Raw genomic sequence first — 26,520 nt, 5'->3', positions numbered from 1 at the left:
GGGCGGGTCTGACCCGACTGAACACTCACGACCAGCCGCAGCAGACCCGGGTCAGGGTTGTGTCCACGCCTGACGGCGGTGGAGGTGGAACCCGGCCCGTTCGAGGTTGGCCACGCTCGGCGAGCCGGGGCGGGCCGTCGCCACCGCCAGGGTGCAGCCCTCCGCGGCCGCCGCCACGAGACGGCGGCGCAGCAACGCCGGCTGCGCGCCCCGGCCGCGGTACTCGGGCAGGGTCGAAGCGGCTCCGAGAACGGCGACCTCGGCGTCGACCGTCATGCCCGCGGCCGCGATCGGCGTCTCCCCTTCCCACACCGCGAACCGCCGCATGATCGGGAGCCGGTGCTCCGCGGCCATGAACGCCGCGACCGGCCCCCGCACCTCGAAGCCGGCCAGCAGGACGCGCAGGAAGAGCTCCTCGTCGACCGCGTCCGGCGGCGGCGCCGGCGCGGGTTCGAGCCGGCGGACGGCCAGGAACCGCTCGCCTGCCGGCACCAGTTCCGGCACCCGCAGCCCGGCCGGGGCGACGACCGCCGGGTGGACACCCTCCCAATCCGGCGAACCCAGCAAACCGCCGAGCGCGGGCAGCGTCTCCGGCGTCACCCCGGTCACCGTCGAGAGGTACCCGAGGGCGGGGTCGGTCGCCAGCACCGCCAGCAATCCCCCGTGCTCCCACGCCCGGAAGCGGCCGGGCACCGCCGCGGCCGACGCCGCCTCGCTCGCCCTCGCCGCCCGGCGGTGCAGGGCGCGCTCCGCCCGGCGCACGTCGGACGTCAATAGCTGCGCGGAGTCCACACCACCCCGTTCTCCGCGCGGGTCCGCGACGAGCCCACGATCAGCAGGCAGCGCATGTCCACTGTGAACGGATCAAGATCGCCCAGCGTCGTGACGCGGATGTCCTCCTCCGGGCCGCCGACGTCCCGCGCCACCACGACCGGCGTCTCCGGAGCGCGGTGGCGGAGCAGGACGTCGCGAGCCGAGGCCAGCTGCGTCGTCCGGGAGCGCGACGCCGGGTTGTACAGCGCCAGCACCAGGTCGGCCGCGCCCGCTGCGTCGAGGCGCTTCTCGATGATTTCCCACGGCTTCAAGCGATCCGACAGCGACAGCACGCAGTAGTCGTGCCCGAGCGGCGCGCCGACCCGCGATGCCGCCGCCTGGGCCGCCGTCACGCCCGGGACGATCCGCACCCGGACGCCCGCGCCGTGCCCCGAGGACACCTGCTCCAGCACCGCCGACGCCATCGCGAACACCCCGGGGTCACCCGAGGACACCACCGCGACCCGCGCGCCCGAAGCCGCCAGCGACAACGCTTCGACCGCCCGGTCGGCCTCGACGCGGTTACCCGACGCGTGCCGCTGCTGCCCCGCCTTCTGCGGCACCCGCGCGACGTACGGCCCGTACCCGACGACGTGCTCGGCGGCCGCCAGCTCCGCCGCGGCCTCGGGTGTCAGCCACTCGGGACCCGCCGGGCCGAGACCCACCACGACGACCTCGCCACCCGGAGCCGGGACCGCAGGCGCGTCGGGAGCAGGACTCTGGCGTGACGCGTAAGCCGGCGAAGGCAGCAGCGCCAGCGAAAAGTACGGCACCGAAGCGGGATCCACTTCGCCCAGGGGCTCGATCCGCTGCTGCCCCCAGGTCGCGCGCTCGACGTAGACGGCGTCGTCCAGCTTCCCGGCCTCTTCGAAGGCCTCCCGCACCGAGCCGAACGTGCGGCCCAGCTTCAGCACGGCCGCCGCGTCGGTGTCCGCCAGCCGCCGGGCCAGTTCGGGTGCCGGGAGCGTGCCCGGGAGCACCGTGAGCACCTCGTCGCGCTGCACCAGCGGGCGGCCGAGCACCGACGACGCCGCGCTCACCGACGTCACGCCGGGCACGACGACCGCGTCGAACCGGCCGGAAAGCCGTTCGTGCATGTACATGTACGAGCCGTAGAAGAACGGGTCGCCTTCGCAGAGCAGGACGACGTCGCGCCCCGCGTCGAGGTGCTCGGCGAGCCGCTTCGCGCTCAGCTCGTAGAAGTCGGCGATCGCGCCCTCGTACCCGCCGGGGTGGTCGGTCGTCTCGGTCGTGACCGGGTAGACGAGCTTCTCCTCGATCTGCCCCTCGCGCAGGTACGGCTCGGCGACCGACCGCGCGATGCTGCGCCCGTGCCGCGCGCAGTGGTAGGCGATCACCGAAGCTTCGGAGATCAGCCGGGCCGCCTTGACCGTCATCAGTTCCGGGTCGCCGGGGCCGAGCCCGACGCCGTAGAGCGTCCCGGTCATTCTTCGGCGCTCGCGAGGGCGTTGATCGCGGCGACGGCCATCGCGCTGCCGCCCCGCCGGCCGTGCACCACCAGGTACGGCGCCGGCGCCCGCTTGGCGAGCTCCACTTTGGACTCCACGGCCCCGACGAACCCGACCGGCACGCCGATGATCGCCGCGGGCACGCCGACGCCTTCGTCGAGGATCTCCAGCAGGCGGAAGAGCGCGGTCGGCGCGTTGCCGATCGCCACGACCGAGCCGGGCAGCTTGTCGCGCCACAGTTCCAGGGCCGCCGCCGAGCGCGTCGTGCCCATCCGCTCGGCCAGCGAAGGAACGCTCGGGTCCGAAAGCGTGCACACGACTTCGTTGCCCGCGGGCAGGCGGCGCCGGGTGACGCCGCTGGCGATCATCTGCGCGTCGCACAGGATCGGCGCGCCGGCTTCGAGCGCGGCGCGGCCGGACTCGACCACGTCGAGCGTGTAGCGCAGGTCGTCGACCAGATCGACCATGCCGCAGGCGTGGATCATCCGGACCGCCAGGCCGGCCACGTCGTCGGGCAGGATCGCCAGGTCCGCCTCCTCGCGGATCGTGGCGAACGAGTGCCGGTAGATCTCGGCACCGTCCCGCAGGTAGTCGATCACAGCTTCCCCTTCAGCTCGTCGAACGGCACCCACCGGCCGTCGACCCGATATCCGTCCGCTTCGGCGACAATGTCCACATGGGACTGTGACGGCTTCCCGCACCGCCGTTCACAGCCCGAGAAGTGCGCGCGCAGGCCCGGCCGGAAGACGGCGTCGGCCCGCACGTCGGCCCGCGACTTCGCGCAGCCGGGCCGGCCGATGCACGCGGTGGTTCCCAAGGCCTCGCCACCGAACCCCAGCCGCTCGAAGACATCGGCGGGTACGTCCGGCAGGACCAGCGACTTCCACGGCGTGACCAGCGCCGGGCCGAATTCCGCCAGCGCCCGGGCCTGCGCGGCGGTCAAGTGCCCGAAGCGGGGCACGACCCCCGCCGCGAAGCCGCCATCCCGCTTGATGAGCCCGGCCGGGACTTCGGTGCTGGTGCGCGGCACCGGCGTCCCGCGCCAGGCCGGGTCGTCGAGTTCGGCGACGCGCCAGGCGGACCCGCGCACGCGGAGGAAGTCGAGCGCGACTTCGACGAGCACCGAGACGGCGTCGGCGCGAGCCACGCAACGTCCGGTGTCGCCGCCCGCGAGCAGCAGGGTTCCCTCGGCCGGGCCGGTCGCCCGCCAGCAGACGTCCGCGCCTTCCCCGGCGACGTCACCGCGGCCGTCGTCGAAGGCGAAGAGGAAGCGGCCGGGCAGTCCGGCGAGCTCCGGGGTGGCGCAGAGCACGGCGTCGAGCGACGCGGCCAGGCCGCGGACGTCGGCGAGCCCGCCGCGCACCCCGCTCAGCGGCGACGCGAGGATGTTGCGGACCCGCTCGTGCGACGGCGAAGGCAGCAGGCCGGCGTCGGTCAGCCGCGTCGCGAGGCCGGGCCGGGTGACGCCGCGCAGCTGGACGTTGCCGCGTGAGGTGAGGTGGAGGTCGCCGTCGCCGCACGCCTCGGCGCAGTCCGCCAGCGCGCGCAGTTGCGGTGCGGAAATCGCACCGCCGGGCAGGCGCACGCGGGCCAAGGGGCCGTCGGCGGCGTCGTGGGGTGCGAAAACACCCGGGCACGCGTCGGCTCGCACACGCGCGGGGTTCGGCATGAGGTCACTGTAGCTGGCGGTTTTCCGGCTCCGGCGGGTCCGAACGGGGCCGGATCCGGGCGACTCCGGCGTCCAGGTCCACGTCACGCCGGGGTGGCGCGCCGTCGGCATCCTGCTCGACGAGCATCGACATCGTTTCCCGGTGTTCCAGCTCACGCCGTTTCGTGCCGTAGAGGAACGCGGTGGTCTCCTCGATGTAGGTCGCGGACAGCCGTGCTTTGAAGCGCGAGCCGTTCTTGCGCGGCCGCAGTTCGATCGCGGCCATGACCAGCAGGATCACGACGCCGCCCGGGAGAGCCAGTCCCAGCCAAGTACCCATGCCCGGCGAACCGGATGACCGCGGGTCAAGTTCCCGGCACAGCAGAACTCTGGTCAAATGTAGTAGGTGTGCTACATTCGATCGCATCAGTTCGATGGGGGTGTCGCGATGAGAGATCCAGCGGTTCCCGTGGTCCGCGTGCGCGGGCTGCGGATGCGCTACGGCACGAACGACGTGCTCCACGGCGTCGAGTTCGAGGCCCACCGGGGCGAGGTCGTCTGCCTGCTCGGGCCCAACGGCGCGGGCAAGACGACGACGATCGAGATCCTCGAGGGCTTCCGGATGCGGTCGGCGGGCGAGGTGAGCGTCCTGGGCGTCGACCCGGCGCACGGCGGGGAAGACTGGCGGGCGCGGCTGGGAGTCGTGCTCCAGTCCTGGCGCGACCACGGGAAGTGGCGCGTGCGGGAGCTCCTGGCCCACCTCGGCCGGTACTACGCGCCCTACTCGACGGAGTCGCGGCCCCGGCCGTGGGACGCCGACGAGCTGATCAAGACGGTCGGGCTCGCCGAGCACGCGCACAAGAAGCTCAAGCAGCTCTCCGGCGGCCAGCGGCGGCGGCTCGACGTCGCCATCGGCATCGTCGGGCGGCCCGAGCTGCTGTTCCTCGACGAGCCGACCGCGGGCTTCGACCCGGAGGCACGGCGGGAGTTCCACGACCTCGTGCACCGGCTCTCCGACGAGCTCGACACCACGATCCTGCTCACCACGCACGACCTCGACGAGGCCGAGAAGCTGGCCGACCGGATCCTCATCCTCAACGGCGGGCGCATCATCGCCGACGGCTCGGCCGACGCGCTGTCCCGGCAGATCTCCGGTGAGGCCGAGGTCCGCTGGACCGTCGACGGCCAGCGCTTCGTCCACGCGACGGCCGAAGCGACGAAGTACGTGTACGACCTGTTCAAGCAGCACGGCGAGGCCGTCTCGGACCTCGAGGTGCGGCGGGCCTCGCTGGAGGACACCTACATGACGCTGGTCCACCGCGCCGAGGCCGGCGGCGAGACGGAGCTGGGTCTCCAGGAAGCGGGTGCGCGATGAACGCCCAGTCCGCCGCCTTGCGGGCCGGGGTGGCCCGCGGCTGGATCGAGTTCAAGCAGACGTGGACCAACCGCGACGACGTCGTCGGCCAGTTCGTCTTCGTCGCGCTCTTCCTCGGCACGCTGTTCTTCATGCGCAACGCGACCCTGCCCGGCACCGGGTTCTCGCTCGGCGCGGCCACCGTGCCCGGCGTGCTCGGCGCCGGGATCGTGTTCAACGGGCTGAACAGCGCGGCCGGCTACCTGTCGATCGACCGCGAAGACGGCACGCTGCTGCGCGCCAAGGCCACGCCGAACGGCATGCTCGGCTACCTGGTCGGGAAGACGACGGCGCTGTCGATGGCGCAGGTCACCAGCATCCTGCTGGTGCTGGTCCCCTGCCTGTTCCTGTACTCCGAGCTCGCGCCGGACGGCGTCTGGTCGTACCTGAACCTGCTGTGGGTGCTGGCGCTCGGTCTGGTCGCCACCCTGCCGCTCGGGGCCGCGCTGGGTTCGCTCACCAACAGCCCGCGGTCCATCGCGCTGATCACGCTGCCGATCATGGGGATGGGCGCGATCTCGGGGATCTTCTACCCGATCACCGCGCTGCCGGGGTGGGTGCAGGGCATCGCGCAGGTGTTCCCGATGTACTGGCTGGGCCTCGGGATGCGCTCGGCGCTGCTGCCCGACGGCGCGGTGGTCGTCGAAATCGGCCAGTCGTGGCGGCCGTTGCCGACCCTGGCCGTGCTCCTGGCGTGGACCGTGATCGGATTGGCCCTGGCCCCGGTGCTGCTCCGCCGCATGGCGCGGCGGGAAGCGGGTTCGTCGGTGGCCGAACGCCGGGAGAAGGCCATGCAGCGTGTGGGGTAGTGATGAGTGAAGTCGTCTACAACCGGATCGCCATGCTGCGCGCGGAGCGGTCGATCTCGCGGCGGCAGCTGGCGGAGGCACTGGGCGTGCACTACCAGACGATCGGCTACCTGGAGCGCGGCGAGTACAGCCCGAGCTTGTTCGTGGCGCTGCGGATCGCGGAGTTCTTCGAGGTCCCGCTGGAGGTCCTGTTCTCGACGAAGCCGTTCCCGCGGCTGGGCGAGCAGTCCGCCTAGGGCTTCGTGAGGCCGGCGTCGACGAGCGCTTGGACGACGTCATCGCGGCGAGCCTCGCGGACGGTCCGGTTCAGCTCGACGTGCAGGAACGGCGCGTCGCCGGCGGCCTGGCCCTGGACGTTCGTCGTCCCGGCCAGGCCCCGGCACGGCTCGGCCCAGGCCCGGCAGACCCGGAACCCGGCTTCGTCGAGGCGGTCGGCCGCGCGGCGGGCGGCGTCCCCGGCTTCGGCGGCCCCGGCCGACAGCACGACGTCCGCCGAGACGAGGGTCGTGTCGTTGAAGCCGTGCAGCTGGACCTGGGGCACACCGCGGCGGGCCAGCAGCGTGGCGACGACGTGGAAGACGGTCCCCGTGTCGTGCGCGGGGTCTTCGCGACGCCGGTGGGCGCCGCCGACCGCGAGGATCGCGCCCGGGGTCCGCCGGAAGAGCTCGAGGCCGACCAGCTCGGTCCGCAGGTCGGACGACGCGTGCGGCGCCTCGACCACCAGCGACGGCGGCGCGGACCGGTCGATCGCGTACAGGCCCCAGGCGCGCTCGGAGCCCGGTTCCTGGTGGACCAGGCTGTCCCCGTCGACGGAAAACCCCAGCTCGCCGAGGTCGTGCGGGGCCCGGTCGAAGAATGCGGCGAACCCGGCTTCGGCGGCCGCCAGCTCGGCGGCGGTCGCCCGGCGGTAGCGCTGGCGGCTCGACTGGGCGGCGGCGAAGTCGCGGAGGAAGGCGTCCAAGCCGCCAGGTTACCGAGCGCCGGTCAACGTCACCTTGACGCACCTCGACCGGCACCGGAGAGTGGAGCCGATACCCACGCGTCGGCAGGTGGAGGAACCCGGTGAGAGTCCGGGGCGGTCCCGCCACTGTCATCGGGAAGAGATTTCCCGAGAGCCAGGAACTCCGGCCGGCGCGCCCGTCGACCCGGGGCGCGGACCCCGAGGAGGAACCTCGTGATCCTGCTTCTGTCCACTTCGGACACCGATCTGCTCAGCGCCCGTTCGGCCGAGGGCGAGTACCGCCTCGCGAACCCCGCGCGGCTCGACGTCGCCGAGCTGCCGGGCTTGCTCGACGGCGTCCGCATCGTGGTCGTCCGCATCCTCGGCACGCCGCGGACCTGGCAGGAGGGCCTGGACACGCTGCGGGCGTCCGGCGCGCACGTCGTCGTCCTGGGCGGGGAGCAGACGCCGGACGCCGAGCTGATGAAGCTCTCGACCGTCCCGGCCGGCATCGCCGCCGAGGCCCACGCCTACCTCGCGCAGGGCGGCCCGGCGAACCTCACCCAGCTGCACCGGTTCCTCTCCGACACGCTCTTGCTCACCGGCGACGGCTTCGAGCCGCCCGCGGAACAGCCCGCCTGGGGCATCCTCGAACGGCCGTCGCTCGCCGAAGGCCCGGTCATCGGGATCCTCTACTACCGGGCGCATCACCTGTCCGGGAACACGAACTTCGTGCACACGCTCGCCGACCGGATCGAAGCCGCGGGCGGCCGCGCGTTGCCGATCTACTGTGCTTCGCTGCGCACGCGCGAGCCGGAGATGATGGCCGAGCTGGGCAAGGTCGACGCACTGCTCGTCACGGTGCTCGCGGCCGGCGGGACGCGGCCCGCCGAGGTGGGCGCCGGGGGCGACGACGAGGCGTGGGACGTCGCCGAGATGGCCGCGCTCGACGTGCCGATCCTGCAGGCGCTCTGCCTGACCAGCGACCGCGAGACGTGGGCGGCCAGCGACGACGGCCTCTCGCCGCTCGACGCCGGCAACCAGATGGCCGTCCCGGAGTTCGACGGGCGGCTGATCACGGTGCCGTTTTCGTTCAAAGAGCTGGACGAAGACGGGCTGCCCCGCTACGTGCCGGACGCCGAGCGCGCGTCCCGGGTCGCTCGCATTGCACTGGCGCACGCTCGGCTGCGGCACACGCCTGCGTCGGAACGGCGCATCGCGCTGATGTTGTCCGCGTACCCGACGAAGCACTCTCGCGTCGGCAACGCGGTCGGGCTGGACACACCCGCGTCGGCGATCGAGCTGCTGCGGCGGATGCGGGAACTGGGCTACGACCTGGGCGCGGACGCTTTCCCGGGCGTCGAACCGACCGGCACCGACCAGCCCGACGGGGACGCGTTGATCCACGCGCTGATCGCCGCGGGCGGCCAGGACCCGGAGTGGCTGACGGAGGAACAGCTGTCCGGCAACCCGATCCGGGTGCCCGCCGCGCGGTACCGCGAGTGGTTCGCCGAGCTGCCTTCGGAACTGCGCGAGGCGATGGAAGAGCACTGGGGGCCCGCGCCGGGCGAGCTGTACGTCGACAACGGCGACATCGTGCTGGCGTCGCTGAAGAGCGGCAACGTCATCATCATGATCCAGCCGCCACGCGGGTTCGGCGAGAACCCCGTCGCGATCTACCACAACCCGGACCTGCCCCCGAGCCACCACTACCTGGCCGCGTACCGGTGGCTGGAAGAGGAGTTCGGCGCGCACGCCGTCGTCCACCTGGGCAAGCACGGCTCCCTCGAATGGCTGCCGGGCAAGACGGCCGGGCTTTCGGCGTCCTGCGCACCGGACGCGGTGCTCGGGAACCTGCCGCTGGTGTACCCGTTCCTGATCAACGACCCGGGCGAGGGCGCGCAGGCGAAGCGGCGGGCGCACGCGACGATCGTCGACCACCTGATCCCGCCGATGGCGCGCGCGGAGTCCTACGGCGACATGGCGCGGCTCGAGCAGCTGATGGACGAGCACGCGAACATCGCGGCGATGGACCCGGCGAAGCTGCCCGCGATCCGCGCCCAGATCTGGACACTCATCCAGGCGGCGAAGCTGGACCACGACCTCGGCATCGACGAGCGTCCGCACGACGCCGAGTTCGACGACTTCCTGCTGCACATCGACGGCTGGCTGTGCGAGGTCAAGGACGCCCAGATCCGCGACGGGCTGCACATCCTGGGCGCGGCGCCGGTCGGCGAGGCGCGCGTCAACCTCGTGCTGGCGATGCTGCGAGCGTCGCAGATGTGGGGCGGTCGCGAGGGGGCGGTGCCGGGGTTGCGGTCGGCGCTGGGCCTGAAGGAAGACGCGCCGATGTCCGATGTGGACGCCGTCGAGAAGACGGCGCGGGAGCTCGTCCAGACGATGGAGATGCGCGGCTGGGACGCCACGGCGGTCGAGTCGGTGGCCCCGGACGCCGAGGTCGCGCGGGTGCTTTCGTTCGCCGCGAACGAGATCGTCCCGCGACTGGCCGGTACGTCCGCCGAACTCGACGCGGTGCTGCACGCCCTCGACGGCGGCTACATCCCGGCGGGGCCGAGCGGATCGCCGTTGCGCGGCCTGGTGAACGTGCTGCCGACCGGGCGCAACTTCTACACGGTGGACCCGAAGGCGATCCCGAGCCGGCTGGCCTGGGAGACCGGGCAGGCGCTGGCGGATTCCCTGTTGAAGCGCTACCGCGAGGACAACGGCGACTGGCCGCGGTCGGTCGGGCTGTCGGTGTGGGGGACGTCGGCGATGCGGACGTCCGGCGACGACGCGGCGGAGGTCCTGGCGCTGCTGGGCGTCCAGCCGGTGTGGGACGAGGCTTCCCGGCGGGTGACGGGCATCGAGGCGATTCCGCTGTCCGAGCTGGGCCGCCCCCGGATCGACGTGACGATCCGGATCAGCGGCTTCTTCCGGGACGCGTTCCCGCACGTGATCGCCATGATGGACGACGCGGTGCGGCTGGTGGCGGCGCTGGACGAACCCGCGTCGGAGAACTTCGTCCGCGCGCACGTCTCGGAGGATTTGGCCGCCCACGGCGATTCCCGCCGGGCGACGACGCGGATCTTCGGCTCGAAGCCGGGCGCGTACGGCGCGGGTCTCCTGCCATTGATGGACAGCGGAAACTGGCGCGACGACAAGGACCTGGCGGAGGTGTACGCCGTCTGGGGCGGCTTCGCGTACGGCCGCGACCTGGACGGCCGCCCGGCGCGCGAGGACATGGAAAGTTCGTACAAGCGCATCGTGGTGGCGGCGAAGAACACGGACACGCGCGAGCACGACATCGCGGATTCGGACGACTACTTCCAGTACCACGGCGGGATGATCGCCACGGTCCGGGCGTTGACGGGCACGGCCCCGGCGTCCTACGTGGGCGACAGCACGTCACCGGACGCGGTCCGCACGCGAACGCTGGGCGAGGAGACGGCGCGGGTGTTCCGCGCCCGGGTGGTGAACCCCCGCTGGCTGGCGGCGATGCGCCGCCACGGCTACAAGGGAGCGTTCGAGCTGGCGGCCACGGTGGACTACCTGTTCGGCTTCGACGCGACGGCGGGCGTGGTCGGCGACTGGATGTACGAGAAGCTGACCGAGTCGTACGTGCTGGACGAGGTGAACCAGAAGTTCCTGCGGCAGGCCAATCCGTGGGCGCTGCGCGGAATCGTGGAGCGGTTGAACGAAGCGGCGGACCGCGGGCTGTGGGCGGAGCCGGACCCGGAGCTGCTCGCGAAGATGCGCGAGGTGTACCTGTCGCTGGAGGGCGACCTCGAGGCGCAGTAGCCCGGAAACGCCCGGGAAACGCGGGCCGGAGTTGGGTGGCGGGCATGATCACCGCCGCCCCTCCGAAGACCCGCTCCTGGGCGCTTCCGCTCATCTGCCTCGGCGCCGCCGTGCTCTACGCCTGGAAGATCGGCGACGGCCAGCTCGGCAACACCTACTATTCGGCCGCCGCGAAGTCGATGACGAGCAGCTTCACGAACTTCCTCTTCGGCTCCTTCGACCCCTATGGCGTCGTCACGGTCGACAAACCGCCGATGGCCCTGTGGCCGCAGGCGCTCTCCGTGTGGATCTTCGGCTTCCACGGCTGGGCTTTGCTGCTGCCGCAGGTCCTCGAGGGCGTCGCGGCGGTCTTCCTGCTCCACCGCACCGTCCGGTTGTGGGCCGGCGAGAACGTCGCCCTCCTGGCCGCGGCGATCCTGGCGCTGACGCCGGTCACCGTGATCATGGACCGCGGGAACAACCCCGACACGCTGCTCGTCCTGTGCCTGGTCGCCGCCGCGTACGCGCTCACCCGCGCGCTCGAAGACGGCCGGAAATGGCTGTGGTGGTGCGCTTTCTTCGTCGGCTGCGGTTTCCTGACGAAGATGCTGCAGGCCTGGATCATCGTGCCCGCCCTGGTCGTCGCCTACCTCGCCGGCACGACCGGGCCGCTCAAGCGCCGGCTGCTGGACGTCCTCGGCGCCGGCGTCGTCCTGGTCGTCTCGTCGTTCTGGTGGATCGCGCTCCACGACTGGTGGCCCGGCGCCAAGCCGTACGTGGGCGGCAGCGCCGACGGCTCCGCGTGGGACCTCGTCTTCGGCTACAACGGCTTCGGCCGCCTCTCCGGCGACGGCGAGGGCGGCGGCATGATGATCATGCGCAACGGGCAGCAGACCATGAGCTCGTTCGGCGGCGACCCGGGGCCGGGCCGGATGTTCAACGACCTGGTCGGCGGGCAGATCTCGTGGCTGCTGCCACTGTCCCTGCTTGTCCTGGTCGTCCTCGGACGCCGGTGGCGCGACGCCGGCTGGCTGCTCTGGGGCGGCTGGCTGCTGGTGACGACCGTGGTCTTCAGCTTCGCCGGCGGCATCTGGCACCCGTACTACACGACGGCGATGGCCCCCGCGATCGCCGCGATTTCGGCCGTCGGGCTCGCGCTGCTGTGGCGCAACCACCGGCGGACCCTGCTCCCCCTGGCCATCGCGGGCAGCGCGGCCTGGGCGTTCGTCCTCACCTCGCGGGACACGGCGTTCCACGGCTGGACGCGGTGGGCGGTGCTCGGCACGGCGCTGGTCGCGGTCGCCTGGCTGGTGGTGGCGCCTCGGCGACGTGCCTTCGTCGCCGGCCTGGTGCCACTGTTGCTGACGCCGGCGGTGTGGTCGGTCGCCGCCGCGCAGAGCACGTCGGCCGGGACGCTGCCCGCCGCCGGACCTTCCAACGGTCCCGGTGCGCCGCCGCCGTCATCCGGCGGGCCGCAGCCCCGGCTGATGCTCTCCGGCGGAGACGGCACCGCCACGCTGTCGGACGAGCAACGACGCATCCTCGACTACGCCCACCGGAACGGCACCGAAATCACCCTGGCGGTGAACGCCGAAGCGGGCACGGTCGCGCCGTTCCTCATCGAGTCCGACGCGACCGTGATCGGGATGGGCGGCTTCGGCGGCCGCGACAACGCGCCGTCGGTCGCGCAGCTCGACCGCTGGCTCGCCGAGGCCAAGCTGCGGTTCGTGCTGAGCGGCGCGGGCACCCCGCCCGGGCCGCCGCGGAGTCCGGTCCAGGGCGAACGCCAACGCTGGATCGAGCGGCACTGCACGGTCGTCGACCCAGGCGCGTACGGCGGCCGGCCCGGCCTCGGACGGGGCGACGGGCCGGTCCGCATCGGCGGCGCGGACACGCTCTACCGGTGCCGCTAACGGCGAGGAAACACCGGCGCGGCGATCATGGCGGCATGCGGGTCCTGGTGGTGGAGGACGAGCCGATGCTCGCGGACGCGATCGCGGAGTGGCTGCGCGACGAGTCGCACGCGGTCGACATCGCCCACGACGGCGGCGCCGCGCTCGACCGGATCGCCGTCCACGACTACGACGTCGTCGTGCTCGACCGGGATCTGCCGGTCGTGCACGGCGACGACGTCTGCCGGCGGGTGGTGGCGTCCGGGGCGGCGACGCGGGTGCTGATGCTCACCGCGGCGGTCGAGGTCACCGACCGCGTCGCCGGGCTGTCCCTCGGCGCCGACGACTACCTGACGAAGCCGTTCGCCTTCCCCGAACTGGCCGCGCGCATCCAGTCGCTGGGGCGGCGCTGCCGGCCGGCCGCGCCGCCGATCCTGCGCCGCGGCGGCATCACGCTGGATCCGGCGCGGCACGAGGTGTTCCGCGACGGGCGCTACCTGCCGCTGTCCAAAAAGGAGTTCGCCGTGCTGGCCGAGCTGCTGCGCGCGGACGGCGCCGCCGTGTCCGCGGAACACCTGCTGGAGAAGGCGTGGGACGAGCACGCGGACCCGTTCACGGGTGCGGTCCGGCTCACGATCCTCAAGCTGCGCCGCAAGCTCGGTGACCCGCCGCCGGTGGAGACGGTCACCGGGGTCGGCTACCGGCTCCGATGAGCCTCCGGCTGCGGCTGACCGTGCTCTACGGCGGCCTGTTCCTGCTGGCGGGCGGGGCGCTGCTGGGCGTCACGTACCTGTTGTTCACGCGGCAGGTCGGGCGGCGGGTCACGTTCATCGCGGGCACCGCGCCGGCCGGGCTGCCTTCGCTGCCGTCACCGGAGTCGCTCGACGAGCAGGCGCGGCAGGTGCGCGAAGCGGCGGCGACGTCGCTGCTGACGCAGGGCGCGATCGCGCTCGGCGCCGTGGCGGTGCTGGCGGCCGGGCTGGGCTGGCTGGTGGCGGGCCGCGCGCTGGCGCCGTTGCGGCAGGTGACGGACACGGCGCGCCGCATCGCGGCGGCGGCCGACCCGGGCGGGCACGAGCGGATCGCGTTGCGCGGCCCCGATGACGAGGTGAAGAACCTCGCCGACGCGTTCGACGTGATGGTCGAGCGGCTCGACCGGTCGTTCGACGCGCAACGCCGGTTCGTCGCGAACGCGTCGCACGAGCTGCGCACGCCGCTGACGCTCAACCGCTCACTGGTCGAGGTGGCGATGCACCGCCGCACGGCGTCCGACGACGTCCGGCAGCTCGGCGGCAAGCTGCTGCGGATCAACGCGCGGCACGAGAAGCTGATCAGCGGGTTGCTGCTGCTGGCCCGGTCCGAGAGCGCGCTGACCGAGCGCTGCCCGGTGGATCTGGCGGCGGTGGTGGCGCACGTGGTCCCACCGGGGGTGACGGAGGACCTGGCCGAGGCGACGGCGCTGGGCGACGCGCTGATGCTGGAGCGCCTGGCGCACAACCTGGTGGAGAACGCGCTGCGCCACAACGTGGCAGGCGGCTGGGTGCGCGTGACGACCCGGTCGTCGCCGGGCCGGGCGGAGCTGGAGGTGGCCAACAGCGGGCCGGTGATCCCGCCGGAGGAGGTGCCGGCGCTGTTCGACCCGTTCCACCGGCGCGCCCGGGTGGCGGCCGAGGGAGCGGGACTGGGGCTGTCGATCGTCCGCTCGGTGGCCCACGCCCACGGCGGCGAGGTGACGGCGACGGCGCGGGAGGAGGGCGGCCTGGTCGTGGTGGTGACCCTGCCGGCGCCTTGAGGCTCGCTGAGTCGCGCGGCCAGGTCAGCAGGGCGTGCGTCGCCGCTCGCCGCGGGCCTGATGGCTCGAAGCGATCCGGACACCCGCGCCCACTCGCCCGCGCCGCGGGCTTGCACCGCTCCGGCACGGCCCGCGCCGCTTGCCCGTTCCTCCGCTGCCGGTTGCCCGTCCTGCCACCGAACCACGATCCGGCGCGCGGGAATCCGGGCGCCGCCTTACTCTCCCGCTCACTTCGCCGTTTCGGTCCGTTGCGGCCTCACCCGGGCGGCACCATTCCCGGGAAAATATCGGATATTCGGCCGCTTTTCGCCCGCCGGACGCCCCTACCCGACCTTCGCGTCTTGACTTCGTCAATGGTCTAGTCCAATAGTTTGTCCACCCTCGAACCCCACCGGGAGGACGGATCATGCGCAGAAGCAGACTGGCCGCCATCGGGCTCGCCGTCGCCACCTTCATCGGTACCGCGGTGAGCCTCGTGATCGGCGCGCCCTCCGCGACAGCGGCGCTGAGCACCAGCTGGTACGCCGCCGCGCCGTATCTGATGCCCGTGAGCAACAATCCCCCCGATCCGATCACCGTGATGAACGCGACCGGGCTCAAGGCCTTCCAGCTCGCGTTCATCCTGGCGCCCAACGGCGGCGGCTGCAGCCCGACCTGGGACGGCACCAACGCGGTCTCCTCCGACACCACCGTCGCGAACGTGATCTCCCGGATCCGGGGCAACGGCGGCGACGTTTCGGTGTCCGTCGGCGGCTACGGCGGCACGAAGCTCGGCCAGACCTGCGGCACCGTGGCCGCGACCGCCGCCGCGTACCAGCAGGTCATCACCAAGTACTCGCTCAAGGCGATCGACTTCGACCTCGAAGAGCCCGAATACGAGAACACCGCGGCCATCGCCAACGAGCTCGGCGCGGCGAAGACGTTGCAAGCCAATAACCCCGGCCTGTTCGTGTCGGTGACCATGCCGGGCACCGCGGCCGGCACCGGCTGGTTCGGCACGCAGCTGCTCGACCAGGCGAAGTCGATCGGCTTCACGCCCAACAACTTCTCGATCATGCCCTTCGACGGCGGTTTCAACGGCGGCTCGTCGCAGGTGTCCGCGCTGGAAGCGCTGCACGGCCTGCTCATGTCGCACATGGGCTGGGACAGCGCGACCGCGTACTCGCACGAAGGCTTCTCCGGCATGAACGGCAAGTCGGACGCGGCCGAGATGTTCTACACCGCCGACTTCCAGACGGTCTACGACTACGCGACCAGCCACGGCCTCGGCCGCTTCACGTTCTGGTCGGTCAACCGCGACCGCGCGTGCGTCGGCACGACGGACAACGGCGTCTGCAGCAACGTCCCGCAGAACGACTGGGACTTCACGAAGTTCAGCGTCCGGTTCGCCGGCGCGACCCCGCCCCAGACGACGCCGACCCCGCCGACCACCACGACCCCGACCACCCCGGGCGGCGGCTCCTGCACCGCGGCGGCGTGGGACAAGGCGAAGGTCTACGTGAAGGACGACGTCGTCTCGCACAACAGCCACAAGTTCACGGCGAAGTGGTGGACGCAGGGCGAGGAGCCCGGCACCACCGGCGAGTGGGGCGTCTGGACCGACAACGGCGCCTGCTGAGCCGTCCGGCCCGTGCGGGTTCCGGCCCGCACGGGCTACTTCCAGTCGAGGTGGGTGTTCTCGCGCTGGACCTCCGGGGTCAGCGCGGGCACCTCGACGACGTGCCGCCCGGCTTCCCGCAGCAGCTCGGTGCCCCGGGCGTCGACGAAGACGGGCGGCTCGCGCCACGCGAAGACGACCCGCGGGATCCCCGCGCCGAGGATCAGCTCGGTGCAGCTGCGCGGGTGGGAGCTGCGGTTGCTGCACGGCTCCAGCGAGCTGTACATCGTCGCCCCGGCCAGGCGCGGGTCGCCGGCGCACTTGGCGAGTGCCGCTTCCTCGGCGTGGTTCAGGGGGTCGCCCTCGCCGGAATGCCCGGTGGCGACGACCTCGCCGCCGGCGTCGGTGATGACGGCCCCGACCCGGAAGGTGTGGCTCGGCGGGCACTCGGCGGCGAGCGCGATGGCTTCCCGCAGGCGCCGGACGTCCCGGCCGGTCGGCTCGGCCGCGGCCCGGTACCGGAGGATCGCCATCCCTTGGAGCTCTTCGACGCCGGCCAGGATCAGCGGGCGCGGGTAGAGCCCGGGCCCGACGAACCGCGGCGCGCCCGGCTGCCCGACGAAGAACGGCGCGATCGCGAGCCGCAGCTCGTCGGCGAGACCTTCGGTGAGGAACCGGGTGTGGATCCTGCCACCCCCTTCGACCAGCAGGTTGCCGATGCCGCGCGCCCCGAGGTCGTCGAGGATGCGCGAGAAGTCGGAGGGATTTCCGGCATCGACGACGGTCGCGACGTGTTTCAGCGCGTCGGCGGCCCCGGGCGGTGCGTAGACGATCTTTTCGGTGTCCCCGACGGTGAAGAACTGCGCGTCCGGGTCGAGGCCGCGGGTGGTCACGGTGACCTTGACGGGTTGCTCGGGCTTCCCCTGCTCCAGCCGCCTCCGCCGCAGCTCCGGCGAGCGCACGAGCAGCCGCGGGTTGTCGGCCCGGACGGTTCCGGCCCCGACGAGGATCGCGTCGGCCTCGGCTCGCAACCGGTCCACGACCGCGAAGTCGTCCTCAGTGGACAGTACGAGCCGCTCGGGCGAGGTGTCGTCGAGGAAGCCGTCGAGCGACTGCGCGGCGGACAGCAGGACGTGCGGCCGGGTGATCACCCGGACCAGTATGCCCGCCCCGTAACGCACCCGGCGATTGCGACGTCTACGAGTGCATGACCACGCGAGGCTGGTACAAGGAACGGACGCTCACCCTGGTCGACACCCTCGGGCGCGACGTCCCGGTGACGACCGGGCTCACGCGCGACCCGGAGGGCCGGCTGGTCGCGGCCATCGCGATCGGCGACGGCCCGAGCGCCGTCTACCGCCACGTGCTCGACCAGGACGACCGCACCGGACTCGTGGTCAACGCGGCGCACACGGTCGACGACCTGCGCACCCTGTCCGGCATCGAACCGGCCCGCGGGCTCCGCGCCCACCACCAGACCGGTCAGGCGGGCAAGACGGCGTACTGGCGGACGTAGAGGTCCGTGTACGTCACCGGGCCGCGCGGGCCCGGGACCTTGTCCAGGTTGATGCCGGTTTCCGGGACCGCGAGCAGCTTGAAGCCGTCGAGGAGGCGGGTCGGGGCGTTCCAGAAGACGCCGGTGCCGGTGTAGCCGTCGAAGAAGGCGTCGGCGGCCGCCGCGTCGTCGGTGGCGATGCCCGCCGCCAGGCCCGACGTCTGTTCGTTGGCGATCTCCACCGCGTCGGCGAGCGCGCCGACCTTGGCCACCGTGACGGTCGCCTCGCGGTCGGAGTCCAGCGCCCACTCGTAGCCGATGGCGTGCTCGTGCGGCGCCAGCGAAGGCGTGACGCCCCGCTCGGCCAGCGCCTCGGAGATGCCCGGCCAGACGTCGTCGTGGATGCCCTCGTGGATGAGCAGCAGGTTCAGCCGGTTGCAGACGCCCAGCCGGTCGAGGCTCGCGTAGACGAGGTCACGCGCCTTGGTGACGTCCGCCCCGCGGTCGACGTACAGGACGCCGCCGCCGTCGGCGTGGGCCAGCGTGCGCACGCCGTGGACGGCCGCCTCGGTGGCCAGCGCCCGGGTGCTGTCGCCGCTGCCGCGCAGGATCACGAGCGGCACCAGGTTCGGCAGCCGCACCAGCGCGGACGCCGCCTCGCGCTCCACCCGCGGCACGAGCTGCACGCAGTCGGCGTCGATGCCGGCCTCGGTCAGCGCCGGGGCGATGACGACCTCGCGCAGCCGCTGCGCCGAGCCGAGCGCGGCCGAGCCGGTGCGCAGCACGCCGCCGTTGCGCGACTTGACCAGCTGCGACGCCACGTCGACGGTCACGTTCGGCCGCGCCTCGTAGTTCGCGCCGATCACGCCGACCGGGCGTCGCCGCTCGACCAGCTTCAGGCCGCCGTCCAGGGTGGACACGTCGACCGAACGCTCCTGGTGCGGAGCGCCGGCGAGCAGCCGCAGCTGCTCGGCCATGCCGGTCAGCCGCTCGGGGGTGATGGTGAGCCGGTCGAGCAGACCGGCGCTCATCCCCTCGCCCTTGGCGCGCTCGACGTCGGCCTGGTTCGCCTCCAGGATCTCGTCGCGGTGCGCGAGCAGCCTTTCGGCCATCCCGGTCAGCGCGGCGTCGACGGCCTCGGCGGAAGCGGCGGCGAGCGACGGCGCGGCCAGCTTCGCCGCCCGTGCGCACTCCTCCACGGCCTTGGCGACCTCGTCCATCGTTCGTCTCCCTCCGCGCGGACCAGCGAGAGACCAGTTTGCCGCATGGGCGTGTCTAGGCGGCGACGGGCTCCAGCAGGTACAGCCCACCGGCGATCAGGCAGCTGACCGTCGCCACGGCGAAGACCAGCACCCACAGCACCGGCGGCACCGCGGTGAGCCGGCCCAGCTGGTCGGCGTCGGAGTCGCGGGCGCGGCCCCGCCGCCGCTTGACCTGCAGCTCGACCACCGGCCGCACGCCCCCGAACAGCAGGAACCACGTCACGAGGTAGCTGAACGGAGCCTGCACCTCGACCGGCGCGACGAACGCGACCAGTGCCAGCACGACGGCGCTGGCGACGACGGTGAACACCCCGTAGGCGTTGCGGACCATCACCAGCACGCCGAGCAGCAGCAGCGCGATCAGGACGAGGACCGTGCCGGCCAGGTCGGCGCCCAGCAGGCTGGCGAACAGCAGCCCGAGCACCGACGGCGCCAGGTACCCGGCCATCGCGGTGAAGGCCATGCCCGGCCCTTCGGGCTTGCCGCGCGAGACGGTGACGCCCGAGGTGTCCGAGTGCAGCTTGATGCCCTGCAGCCGCCGCCCGACCAGCACGGCGGCCAGGGCGTGCCCGGCCTCGTGCACGATGGTGACGCCGTTGCGCGCCAGCCGCCACGGGCTGCCGCCGACGAGCACGACCAGCAAAGCCACCCCACCGGCGACCAGGGTGATCACCGCCGGGGCCTGGGCCTCATCGAGCAACGACGGCGTGGTGGCGGCCGCACGAAGGGCGGCACCGGCCTGACTGCCGAGGGCGAGTTGAACGGGCGAGCTCACCCGGACACCTCACCACAGGCGATATCTGGCTACGGTGAGTCCCCGCCGCTGGAGCTTTCGGCGGCTCCGGTATCGGATCGATGCGATCTCCTTTCGTCGTGGTGGAGGTGGGAGGGCGAACGCGGGCTCGCGGTGAACGTCCGGCCCGGCTCCTGGGCAGGTCCGGCGGCCGCGCCGACGGAGGGCAATGGCTTCCGGCGAGGTCGGCCGGGCTCACGTGACTGAAACCATGATTCGCGTAGCCGAAGCCGAGACTCGCGTGACCGAAGCCGAGGCTCGCATGCTTGAAGCCGGAACTCGCGTGATCGAGGCCGTGGCCCGTGCTTGGAGCCGGAACTCGCGTGATCGAGGCCGGAACTCATGACCGGGGCTTGGCCGGGCCGCCGGGTCAGGTCATCGGGACTCCCTCATCCGCGCCTCCCCTTCCACCCGGAACAGGAACGACACCCAGCTCCGGAACGGCGCCCACGCCTCGGCGATCTCCGTCAGCTCGTCCACTCCCGCGTCCGGCAGGTGGTACGCGTCGCGCATGATCTCGTGGAGGCGGGTCTCCGCGCGGGGGAACACGTCCGGGTGGCCGGCACCGCGGATCAGGATCAGCTCCGCGCTGAAGCGGCCGATCCCCGGCAGGAGCTGCAGCTGTTTCAGCGCCTCGTCGGCCGGCATCGCCCGCAACGTCGCCGCGTCGAGCAGGCCGTCCGCCGCGGCCTCGGCGATTCCACGCAGGCGCTGCATCTTCGGCCCCGACAAGCCCGGCAGGTACTCCAGCTTCGCCAGCACCGCGGGCGCCGGGAACGACGTCAGCACGCTGCCGCCGACGTCGACCTCCGTGCCGTGGCGCTCGGCCAGCCGGCGGCGCAGCCGGACCGCCTGCGTCATCCAGATCCGGTGGCTCAGCACCGCCCAGCACGCCGCCTCGTACGGGGACGCGAACAGGACCGGCCGCAACCCCGGATGCATGCCCTGCACCAGGGACACCACCGGGTCGCGGCCGCCGACGTCGGCGAACCCGGTGCCGTCGACGTCCAGCGAACACATACGCCCCGCCTGGGTCATCACCGCGTCCGGCCGCGCGGGCGACCCGTGCACCTCCACCACGACCTCGGCGGGCGATCTCTGCCGCAGCACCGCCCCCACCGGTGTCCACTCGCCCTCGAGCGGGAACGCCACCTGAAGCGCGCCGGGCTCGGCGTCCGGCCGGCCGGCCGGCGCGAAACCGGTCAGGAACCGGGCCGCCGCGGCCAGGTCGAACTCGCCGCGCACCGTGATCTCGTTGTCCAGCAGGGAAACCGTCATCAGTCCTCCTCGGATCGGAACCTCGCCTGCGACGCTAGGCAGGAGCACCGACAATTTCGGCCTCGAACGCCTGAGCCCGCGGCTTCTTCACTCGTTCGAGTTCCCCAGCTTTGACATACTGTCGGTATCCGAGAGGAGCGCAATGCCGACCGAGACCGCCACCGAACGTCTGGAAGACCTCCTGGACACGCCCGCGAAGATCGAGGACGGCTACCTCGACCTGCTGGGCGTCGTCAGCCAGGCCGGCCCGCCGACCGGCCTCACCCAGCGCCTGATGCGCACCACCCTCCTCCCGCGGATCTACGAGCGGTACTGGCGTCCCGCCCTCGGCCGCGCGCTCAAAGGCCCCTTCGGCCCCAGCATGAGGGGCGAAATCGAGCTCGCGACGAAGCTCCTGGACCTGCGCCCCGGAGACACCGCGCTCGACGTCGCCTGCGGCACCGGCCGGTTCACGCGCGCGTTCGGCACGGCCGTCGGCCCGGCCGGGCTCGCCATCGGCCTCGACGGCGCGCGGACGATGCTCACCGAAGCCGTCGCCGAGGCCGGCCCGGCGTCCGTCGCCTACCTGCGCGCCGACGCCGTGCGCCTCCCACTAAAAGAGTCCACAGTGGACGGACTCTGCTGCTTCGCCGCCCTCCACATGTTCGCCGAACCCGAAACGGCGTTGGACTCCTTCGCGCGCGTCCTGAAACCCGGCGGCCGGATCGTGCTGCTGACGAGTGCCCGGCGTGGCTGGCAACCCGCGCGGGTGGCGGAGTCCGTCGGCGGGATCCTGAGCGGGCAGCGGATGTTCGACCGCGGCGAGATCGCGGCGGGCCTGCGCGCCCGCGGCTTCGCCGGGATCACCGAGCGGTACGCCGGGGTCACGCAGATCGTGGCGGGCCGGCTGACCTGAGCGCCGCGGATTGTCGGAGCCTGCGGTTAGCATCGCCCCCATGACCCACCACGAGCCCGTCCCGCCCGACGACAGCTACCTGCGTTCCCTGGTCGAGGCCACCGCCGACGCCGTCGCGGCCGCCGAACCGCTGTCCTCGCCGCACACCGGCGCGGACGAGGCGACGCGGGCCGAAGTGACCGCCGTGGTCGAACGCAGTTCACCCGATCTGGTGGCGTTGAGCCAAGATCTCCACGCTCACCCCGAAGAGGGGTTCGCCGAGCACCGTTCGGTGCGAGCACTGGCCGGCCTCCTGAAGCGCCACGGCCACGAAGCGACCGTCGGCGTCGGCGGGCTCGACACCGCGCTGCGCGTCAGCACGCCTGAACGAGACGGCCCGCACATCGCCGTGCTCGCCGAGTACGACGCCCTTCCCGGCCTCGGCCACGCGTGCGGCCACAACGTCATCTGCACGACCGCCGCGGGCGGCTTCCTCGGCGCCGCGACCGTGGCCGAGCGGCTCGGCGGCCGCGTCAGCCTGATCGGCACGCCGGCCGAGGAAGGCGGTGGCGGCAAGGAGATCCTCGCCCGCGCCGGGGTGTTCGACGACGTCGACGCAGTGATCATGCTGCACCCGTTCAGCCACGACATCGCGCTGCACCCGTTCCTCGGCCGCCGTCAGCTGGAGATGGTCTTCCACGGCGTCGGCGCGCACGCCTCGGCCCAGCCCTTCATGGGCCGCAACGCGCTCGACGCCGCCGTCGCGGCCTACCAGGGCGTCTCGGCGCTGCGCCAGCAGCTCCCGCAGAGCGACCGCGTCCACGGCGTCTTCACCGACGGCGGCGCCCGGCCGAACGTCATCCCGGCCCGGGCCGCGCTGCTGTTCTACCTGCGCTCCCAGAACCCCGAAACCCTGCGCGACCTCGCCGCCCGCATGACGTCCATCGCGGAGGGCGCGGCGGCGATGACCGGCTGCGGCGTCGAGCTGACCTGGGACGCCCAGGCCGCCTACCTGCCGATCCGGTTCAACACCGCGCTCGCCGGGCGGTGGACGGCCAACCAGCTCGGCACCGGCCGCACACCGCTGCCGCCGGGCATCGTCCCGGAGTCGCTCACGGGATCGACGGACCTGGGCAACCTGTCGTACCGGATGCCCGCGCTGCACCCGATGCTCGCCGTCTCGGGTCCGACGGTCGCGTTGCACACCAAGGAGTTCGCGGCCGCGGCCGGGTCCGAGACGGGCGACGCCGGAGTCCGGGACGGCGCGCTGGGCCTGGCCCTCACCGCCGCCGACTACCTGGGGGACGCCGAGCTGCGGAAGGCGGTCCACGACGAGTTCGAGGCGGCGGGAGGCGCACTGGACGTACCGTCGTTCTTCGCGTGACGCCTGAGGATCGCCGGAGTTTTCTCAGCTGATTCTTCTCAGCAAAGCCTGAGGTATTTCCACAGGCTGTTCACAAGCACGGGCGCGAATCTTGAGTCATGACCGAGAACGAGAGTCGGCCCGGCCCCGCCTCACCCGGTGGGCACCAGCCGCACCAGAGCACCCAGCAGTACGGGCCGTACGCGCAGCAGCAGTACGGCTACCAGCACCAGGCCGCGCCGAACCCTCTGTTCACGCCGCAACCGCCGCCGCAGATGCCCACGGCGCTGAAGGCCAAGCCGCGCAGAGGCGGCCGCGTAGCGATGATCGTCAGCGCGACGGCTCTCGGCGCCGCGCTGGTCGGCGGTGTCGGCGGCGCCGCGATCGTCGGGCTCACCACGAACTCGGCGGACGGTACGACGACGTCGGTGAGCACGCCGGCGGCCACGGGGCAGACGGTGTCGAACCCGGCCTCCGGCGACGTCAGCGGCGTCGCGGCGAAGGTGACGCCGAGCGTGGTGCAGATCAACGTCACCACCGGGCAGGGCGAGGCCATCGGCTCCGGCGTCATCCTCACCTCGGACGGCCGGATCTTGACCAACGCGCACGTCGTCGACGGCGCCCAGAGCGTCGTGATCACCACGTCCGACGGCAAGAAGTACCAGGCCAGCGTGGTCGGCGCGGACACCAAGGCCGACATCGCGGTGGTCCAGGCGCAGAACGCCAGCGGCTTGACGGCGGCGACGCTGGGCGACTCGAGCAAGCTGGTCGTCGGGCAGGAAGTCATCGCGATCGGGTCGCCCGGCGGGTTGCAGAACACCGTCACCACCGGCATCGTCAGCGCGCTCAACCGGAACCTGTCCGACATCGGGCAGGGCCAGGAGCAGCAGCAGTCGCCGTTCAACCGGACTTCGAACCAGACCGAGGACTCGCCCAGCTACACCGCGATCCAGACGGACGCCGCCATCAACCAGGGCAACTCCGGCGGCGCGCTGGTCGACGCCCAGGGCAACGTCATCGGCATCAACTCGGCGCTCTACAGCCCGACGGCCTCGGCCAACGGCTCGGCCGGCAGCGTCGGGATCGGCTTCGCCATCCCGATCAACGACGCCAAGAAGATCGTCGACCAGATCGTGAACAGCTAGGACGCGGACGGGCCGTGGTCGGGGCGGTCCGTTCCACCCGCTTTCGGGGAGCGGGACGGCGAAGGCCGTTTCGAGAGTCAATCGGGGGCTCTCGAAACGGCCTTCGCGTTGTTTACAGCTCGTAGGTGAGCGTGAGGGTGTGGTTCTGCTCGGCGTCCATCTCGATGTTCGCCGTGCCGGAGATCCCGGTCAGCTCGCCCGAGCCCGAGCCGGTGAGGATCTTGAGCGTCAGGCCGGACTCGTCGGCCGAGTGGTGCAGGACGAAGGCGCCCTTGCGGCCGTCGACCGAGACGGCGAGACGCTCGAAGGCAACGTACGCGCGCGAAGTCGCGTTGGACGCCGTCAGCATCTCGACGGTGCTGGTCCCTTCGACCGCTCCGGTGAACGTCTTGGCGATCGCCACCCGGGCGAACTCGGTCCCCGCGGCCTCGTTGGTCGCCTGCGGCGCCCACTCATCGAGCACGAACGACGCGGTGGCAGTGCTGGTCATGGCTGTTTTCCCCTGTCTCGAAGGTGAGCCGAGCTTGGCAGCCATACCTGACAGTTCGCGTCAGGTATTCCTCACCGCTTCCGGTTGCCGAACAGCCCGCGCGTGATCTCCCGGCCCAGCGCGCTCGCGGCGGACCGCATGAACGACTTCACGGCCGGGTTCTTCATCGCCGACTCGAGGAACCCCGGCTCGTCCTTCTCCTTCTCGGGAGCCGGAGGGGCCTCGGCGGGCGGAGCGTCCGGAGCGGGAGCCGGCGGGATCTTCGCGGCCAGCTTCTCGTACGCGGACTCCCGGTCGATCGTCTCGGCGTACTTCGCGTGCAGGTCCGACGAAGCGACCGCGGCGGCGACGGCTTCGGGACCGATCGAGCCCATCTTCGAGCGCGGCGCCCGCAGCCGCGTCCACGCCACCGGCGTCGGCGCACCCCGCTCCGACAGCACCGTGACGATCGCCTCGCCGATGCCCAGCGACGTCAACGCCGTGTCGAGCTCGTAGAACTTCGTCTTCGGGTAGGTCTTGACCGTCTTGGCCAGCGCCGCCTGGTCGTCCGGCGTGAACGCCCGCAGCGCGTGCTGGATCCGCGCGCCCAGCTGCGAGAGGACGTTGTTCGGGATGTCCGTGGGCAGCTGCGTGCAGAAGAACACGCCGACACCCTTCGACCGGATGAGCTTCACGGTCTGCTCGATGCGCTCCAGGAACGCCTTCGGCGCGTCGTTGAACAGCAGGTGCGCCTCGTCGAAGAAGAAGACGAGTTTCGGCTGGTCGAGATCGCCTTCCTCCGGCAGCTCCTCGAACAGCTCGGCCAGCAGCCACATCAGGAACGTCGAGAACAGCGCCGGTTTCGCCTGGAGGTTGTCCAGCTCCAGCAGCGTGACGACGCCCTTGCCGTCGTTCTGCCGCATCAGGTCGTGAACGTCCAGCTCCGGCTCGCCGAAGAAGTTCTCACCGCCCTGAGCCTCCAGGTTGGACAACGCGCGCAGGATCACCCCGGCCGTCGCCGCCGACACCCCGCCGATGCCCTTGAGGTCTTCCTTGCCCTCGTCGCCGGTGAGGTGCGTGATCACCGACCGGAGGTCCTTCGTGTCCAGCAACGCGAGGCCGCGCTGGTCCGCCCAGTGGAAGATCAGCCCGAGCGTCGACTCCTGCGTCTCGTTGAGCCCGAGCACCTTCGACAGGAGCACCGGCCCGAAGCTCGTGATCGTCGCCCGGATCGGCGAGCCCTTCCCGTCGCCGCCCAGCGACAGGAACTGCACGGGGAACGCCGTGCCGGCCCAGTCGTCGCCCAGCTCCTGAGAGCGCTTCGCGACCTTGTCGTTCGCCTCGCCGGCCGCGGCCAGCCCGGACAGGTCGCCCTTCACGTCCGCGAGCACCACCGGCACCCCGGCGGCCGACAGCTGCTCCGTGACGAGCTGCAGCGTCTTCGTCTTGCCCGTCCCGGTCGCGCCCGCCACCAGGCCGTGCCGGTTCAGCGTCGCCAGCGGCAGGCGCACCGCGGCCGCGGCGTCCGCCTTCCCGTCGATCACCACCGCGCCCAGCTCCAGCGCGGCCCCCTCACTCGCATAACCAGCGGCGATCTCGCTCGCCGGCGACTCTTGCCCGGTCACTCGCACCTCCCCGATCGTGTGGCCTGCACCACATCTCGGAGCGTAACGCGCCGTACGCGCAGGTA

At 72.1% G+C, this 26,520-nt stretch carries 24 protein-coding genes and 1 riboswitch; of the genes, 12 read left to right on the top strand and 12 right to left on the bottom strand.

All coding sequences use genetic code 11. The annotated features are described in order from the left end of the window. Positions 1 to 51: 51 nt before the first annotated feature. Genes ACZ4TR_RS45850 through ACZ4TR_RS45830 form a run of 5 tightly spaced genes read right to left on the bottom strand, consistent with a single transcriptional unit; the run spans position 52 to position 4,270 of the window. Complete coding sequence (locus tag ACZ4TR_RS45850; protein WP_465294997.1) at positions 52 to 792, bottom strand: GNAT family N-acetyltransferase; 741 nt, start codon at positions 790 to 792, stop codon at positions 52 to 54. Beyond that, positions 771 to 2,261, bottom strand: coding sequence for a precorrin-2 C(20)-methyltransferase (locus tag ACZ4TR_RS45845; RefSeq protein WP_465294995.1), 1,491 nt, complete (start codon positions 2,259 to 2,261; stop codon positions 771 to 773). The genes ACZ4TR_RS45850 and ACZ4TR_RS45845 overlap by 22 nt, the downstream gene beginning before the upstream one ends. Beyond that, on the bottom strand, positions 2,258 to 2,881 hold the full coding sequence (locus tag ACZ4TR_RS45840) for a precorrin-8X methylmutase (RefSeq protein ID WP_465294993.1): 624 nt from the start codon (positions 2,879 to 2,881) through the stop codon (positions 2,258 to 2,260). The genes ACZ4TR_RS45845 and ACZ4TR_RS45840 overlap by 4 nt, the downstream gene beginning before the upstream one ends. After that, positions 2,878 to 3,951, bottom strand: a complete 1,074-nt coding sequence (locus ACZ4TR_RS45835) for a precorrin-3B synthase (protein WP_465294992.1) — start codon at positions 3,949 to 3,951, stop codon at positions 2,878 to 2,880. The genes ACZ4TR_RS45840 and ACZ4TR_RS45835 overlap by 4 nt, the downstream gene beginning before the upstream one ends. Before the next feature lie 4 nt (positions 3,952 to 3,955). Further along, entirely contained in the window at positions 3,956 to 4,270 is a 315-nt protein-coding gene (locus ACZ4TR_RS45830; RefSeq protein WP_364512153.1) for a DUF6191 domain-containing protein, read from the bottom strand. 108 nt (positions 4,271 to 4,378) lie between these two features. On the opposite strand from ACZ4TR_RS45830, the gene ACZ4TR_RS45825 reads away from it, so the two are divergent. The 3 genes from ACZ4TR_RS45825 to ACZ4TR_RS45815 are packed head-to-tail and all read left to right on the top strand — an operon-like array spanning position 4,379 to position 6,389. Then, positions 4,379 to 5,305 carry an ABC transporter ATP-binding protein gene (locus ACZ4TR_RS45825; RefSeq protein ID WP_364512156.1) on the top strand — a complete coding sequence of 309 codons (927 nt, stop codon included), beginning with the start codon at positions 4,379 to 4,381 and terminating at the stop codon, positions 5,303 to 5,305. After that, positions 5,302 to 6,153, top strand: coding sequence for an ABC transporter permease (locus ACZ4TR_RS45820; protein ID WP_465294990.1), 852 nt, complete (start codon positions 5,302 to 5,304; stop codon positions 6,151 to 6,153). The genes ACZ4TR_RS45825 and ACZ4TR_RS45820 overlap by 4 nt, the downstream gene beginning before the upstream one ends. 2 nt (positions 6,154 to 6,155) lie before the next feature. Then, on the top strand, positions 6,156 to 6,389 hold the full coding sequence (locus ACZ4TR_RS45815) for a helix-turn-helix transcriptional regulator (RefSeq protein WP_155541712.1): 234 nt from the start codon (positions 6,156 to 6,158) through the stop codon (positions 6,387 to 6,389). Here the strand turns inward: ACZ4TR_RS45815 and ACZ4TR_RS45810 are convergent. Beyond that, positions 6,386 to 7,114 (bottom strand): hypothetical protein, encoded by a 729-nt coding sequence (locus ACZ4TR_RS45810; protein WP_364512162.1) that lies wholly within the window; start codon positions 7,112 to 7,114, stop codon positions 6,386 to 6,388. The genes ACZ4TR_RS45815 and ACZ4TR_RS45810 overlap by 4 nt on opposite strands. Before the next feature lie 69 nt (positions 7,115 to 7,183). Next, positions 7,184 to 7,296, top strand: a riboswitch (cobalamin riboswitch). A 31-nt stretch (positions 7,297 to 7,327) separates the two neighbouring features. On the opposite strand from ACZ4TR_RS45810, the gene cobN reads away from it, so the two are divergent. From cobN to ACZ4TR_RS45785, 5 genes are all read left to right on the top strand, one after another. Beyond that, entirely contained in the window at positions 7,328 to 10,891 is a 3,564-nt protein-coding gene (gene cobN / locus ACZ4TR_RS45805; RefSeq protein ID WP_465294988.1) for a cobaltochelatase subunit CobN, read from the top strand. Between the two features lie 44 nt (positions 10,892 to 10,935). Further along, positions 10,936 to 12,783: an ArnT family glycosyltransferase gene (locus tag ACZ4TR_RS45800; RefSeq protein WP_465294986.1), complete on the top strand. Its 1,848-nt coding sequence runs from the start codon at positions 10,936 to 10,938 to the stop codon at positions 12,781 to 12,783. 35 nt (positions 12,784 to 12,818) lie between these two features. Continuing rightward, positions 12,819 to 13,475 carry a response regulator transcription factor gene (locus ACZ4TR_RS45795; RefSeq protein ID WP_364512174.1) on the top strand — a complete coding sequence of 219 codons (657 nt, stop codon included), beginning with the start codon at positions 12,819 to 12,821 and terminating at the stop codon, positions 13,473 to 13,475. Further along, positions 13,472 to 14,554 (top strand): sensor histidine kinase, encoded by a 1,083-nt coding sequence (locus tag ACZ4TR_RS45790; protein WP_364512177.1) that lies wholly within the window; start codon positions 13,472 to 13,474, stop codon positions 14,552 to 14,554. Before ACZ4TR_RS45795 ends, ACZ4TR_RS45790 begins: the two co-directional genes overlap by 4 nt. Before the next feature lie 406 nt (positions 14,555 to 14,960). Continuing rightward, entirely contained in the window at positions 14,961 to 16,172 is a 1,212-nt protein-coding gene (locus ACZ4TR_RS45785) for a chitinase (protein ID WP_465294984.1), read from the top strand. Positions 16,173 to 16,207: 35 nt separating this feature from the next. On the opposite strand, the gene ACZ4TR_RS45780 is transcribed toward ACZ4TR_RS45785, so the two are convergent. After that, positions 16,208 to 17,302 carry a dihydrofolate reductase family protein gene (locus ACZ4TR_RS45780; protein WP_465294982.1) on the bottom strand — a complete coding sequence of 365 codons (1,095 nt, stop codon included), beginning with the start codon at positions 17,300 to 17,302 and terminating at the stop codon, positions 16,208 to 16,210. A 56-nt stretch (positions 17,303 to 17,358) separates the two neighbouring features. Here ACZ4TR_RS45780 and ACZ4TR_RS45775 point away from each other — a divergent pair, with 56 nt between their 5' ends. Beyond that, positions 17,359 to 17,667, top strand: coding sequence for a hypothetical protein (locus ACZ4TR_RS45775; protein WP_465294981.1), 309 nt, complete (start codon positions 17,359 to 17,361; stop codon positions 17,665 to 17,667). On the opposite strand, the gene ACZ4TR_RS45770 is transcribed toward ACZ4TR_RS45775, so the two are convergent. From ACZ4TR_RS45770 to ACZ4TR_RS45760, 3 genes are all read right to left on the bottom strand, one after another. Continuing rightward, a complete protein-coding gene (locus ACZ4TR_RS45770) occupies positions 17,634 to 18,866 on the bottom strand; it encodes an aldehyde dehydrogenase family protein (RefSeq protein ID WP_364512188.1) in 1,233 nt (410 codons plus the stop codon). The genes ACZ4TR_RS45775 and ACZ4TR_RS45770 overlap by 34 nt on opposite strands. A 55-nt stretch (positions 18,867 to 18,921) precedes the next feature. Further along, a complete protein-coding gene (locus ACZ4TR_RS45765; protein WP_465294979.1) occupies positions 18,922 to 19,683 on the bottom strand; it encodes a M50 family metallopeptidase in 762 nt (253 codons plus the stop codon). Between the two features lie 393 nt (positions 19,684 to 20,076). Next, positions 20,077 to 20,979: a DNA-3-methyladenine glycosylase family protein gene (locus tag ACZ4TR_RS45760; RefSeq protein WP_465294978.1), complete on the bottom strand. Its 903-nt coding sequence runs from the start codon at positions 20,977 to 20,979 to the stop codon at positions 20,077 to 20,079. A gap of 142 nt (positions 20,980 to 21,121) precedes the next feature. Between ACZ4TR_RS45760 and ACZ4TR_RS45755 the strand changes: the two genes are divergently transcribed. The 3 genes from ACZ4TR_RS45755 to ACZ4TR_RS45745 all read left to right on the top strand — a co-directional run bounded on the left by ACZ4TR_RS45755 (position 21,122) and on the right by ACZ4TR_RS45745 (position 24,361). Further along, a complete protein-coding gene (locus ACZ4TR_RS45755; protein WP_465294976.1) occupies positions 21,122 to 21,874 on the top strand; it encodes a class I SAM-dependent methyltransferase in 753 nt (250 codons plus the stop codon). 40 nt (positions 21,875 to 21,914) lie between these two features. Beyond that, positions 21,915 to 23,237 carry a M20 family metallopeptidase gene (locus tag ACZ4TR_RS45750; protein ID WP_465294974.1) on the top strand — a complete coding sequence of 441 codons (1,323 nt, stop codon included), beginning with the start codon at positions 21,915 to 21,917 and terminating at the stop codon, positions 23,235 to 23,237. A gap of 98 nt (positions 23,238 to 23,335) precedes the next feature. Further along, the gene (locus tag ACZ4TR_RS45745; protein WP_465294972.1) at positions 23,336 to 24,361 is read left to right on the top strand and encodes a S1C family serine protease; all 1,026 of its coding nucleotides are present in this window, start codon (positions 23,336 to 23,338) and stop codon (positions 24,359 to 24,361) included. Between the two features lie 112 nt (positions 24,362 to 24,473). Here ACZ4TR_RS45745 and ACZ4TR_RS45740 read toward each other — a convergent pair whose 3' ends face one another. Both ACZ4TR_RS45740 and ACZ4TR_RS45735 read right to left on the bottom strand, forming a co-directional pair. Next, positions 24,474 to 24,851, bottom strand: a complete 378-nt coding sequence (locus tag ACZ4TR_RS45740; RefSeq protein ID WP_465294970.1) for a DUF3224 domain-containing protein — start codon at positions 24,849 to 24,851, stop codon at positions 24,474 to 24,476. 71 nt (positions 24,852 to 24,922) lie between these two features. Further along, positions 24,923 to 26,455 carry a helicase HerA-like domain-containing protein gene (locus ACZ4TR_RS45735; RefSeq protein ID WP_465294968.1) on the bottom strand — a complete coding sequence of 511 codons (1,533 nt, stop codon included), beginning with the start codon at positions 26,453 to 26,455 and terminating at the stop codon, positions 24,923 to 24,925. Between the last annotated feature and the right edge of the window lie 65 nt (positions 26,456 to 26,520).

It is taken from the genome of Amycolatopsis sp. NPDC028719 (assembly GCF_055565395.1).
The sequence above is the reverse complement of the archived record's forward strand: the minus strand, read 5'-3'. Positions and strand labels throughout refer to the sequence as shown.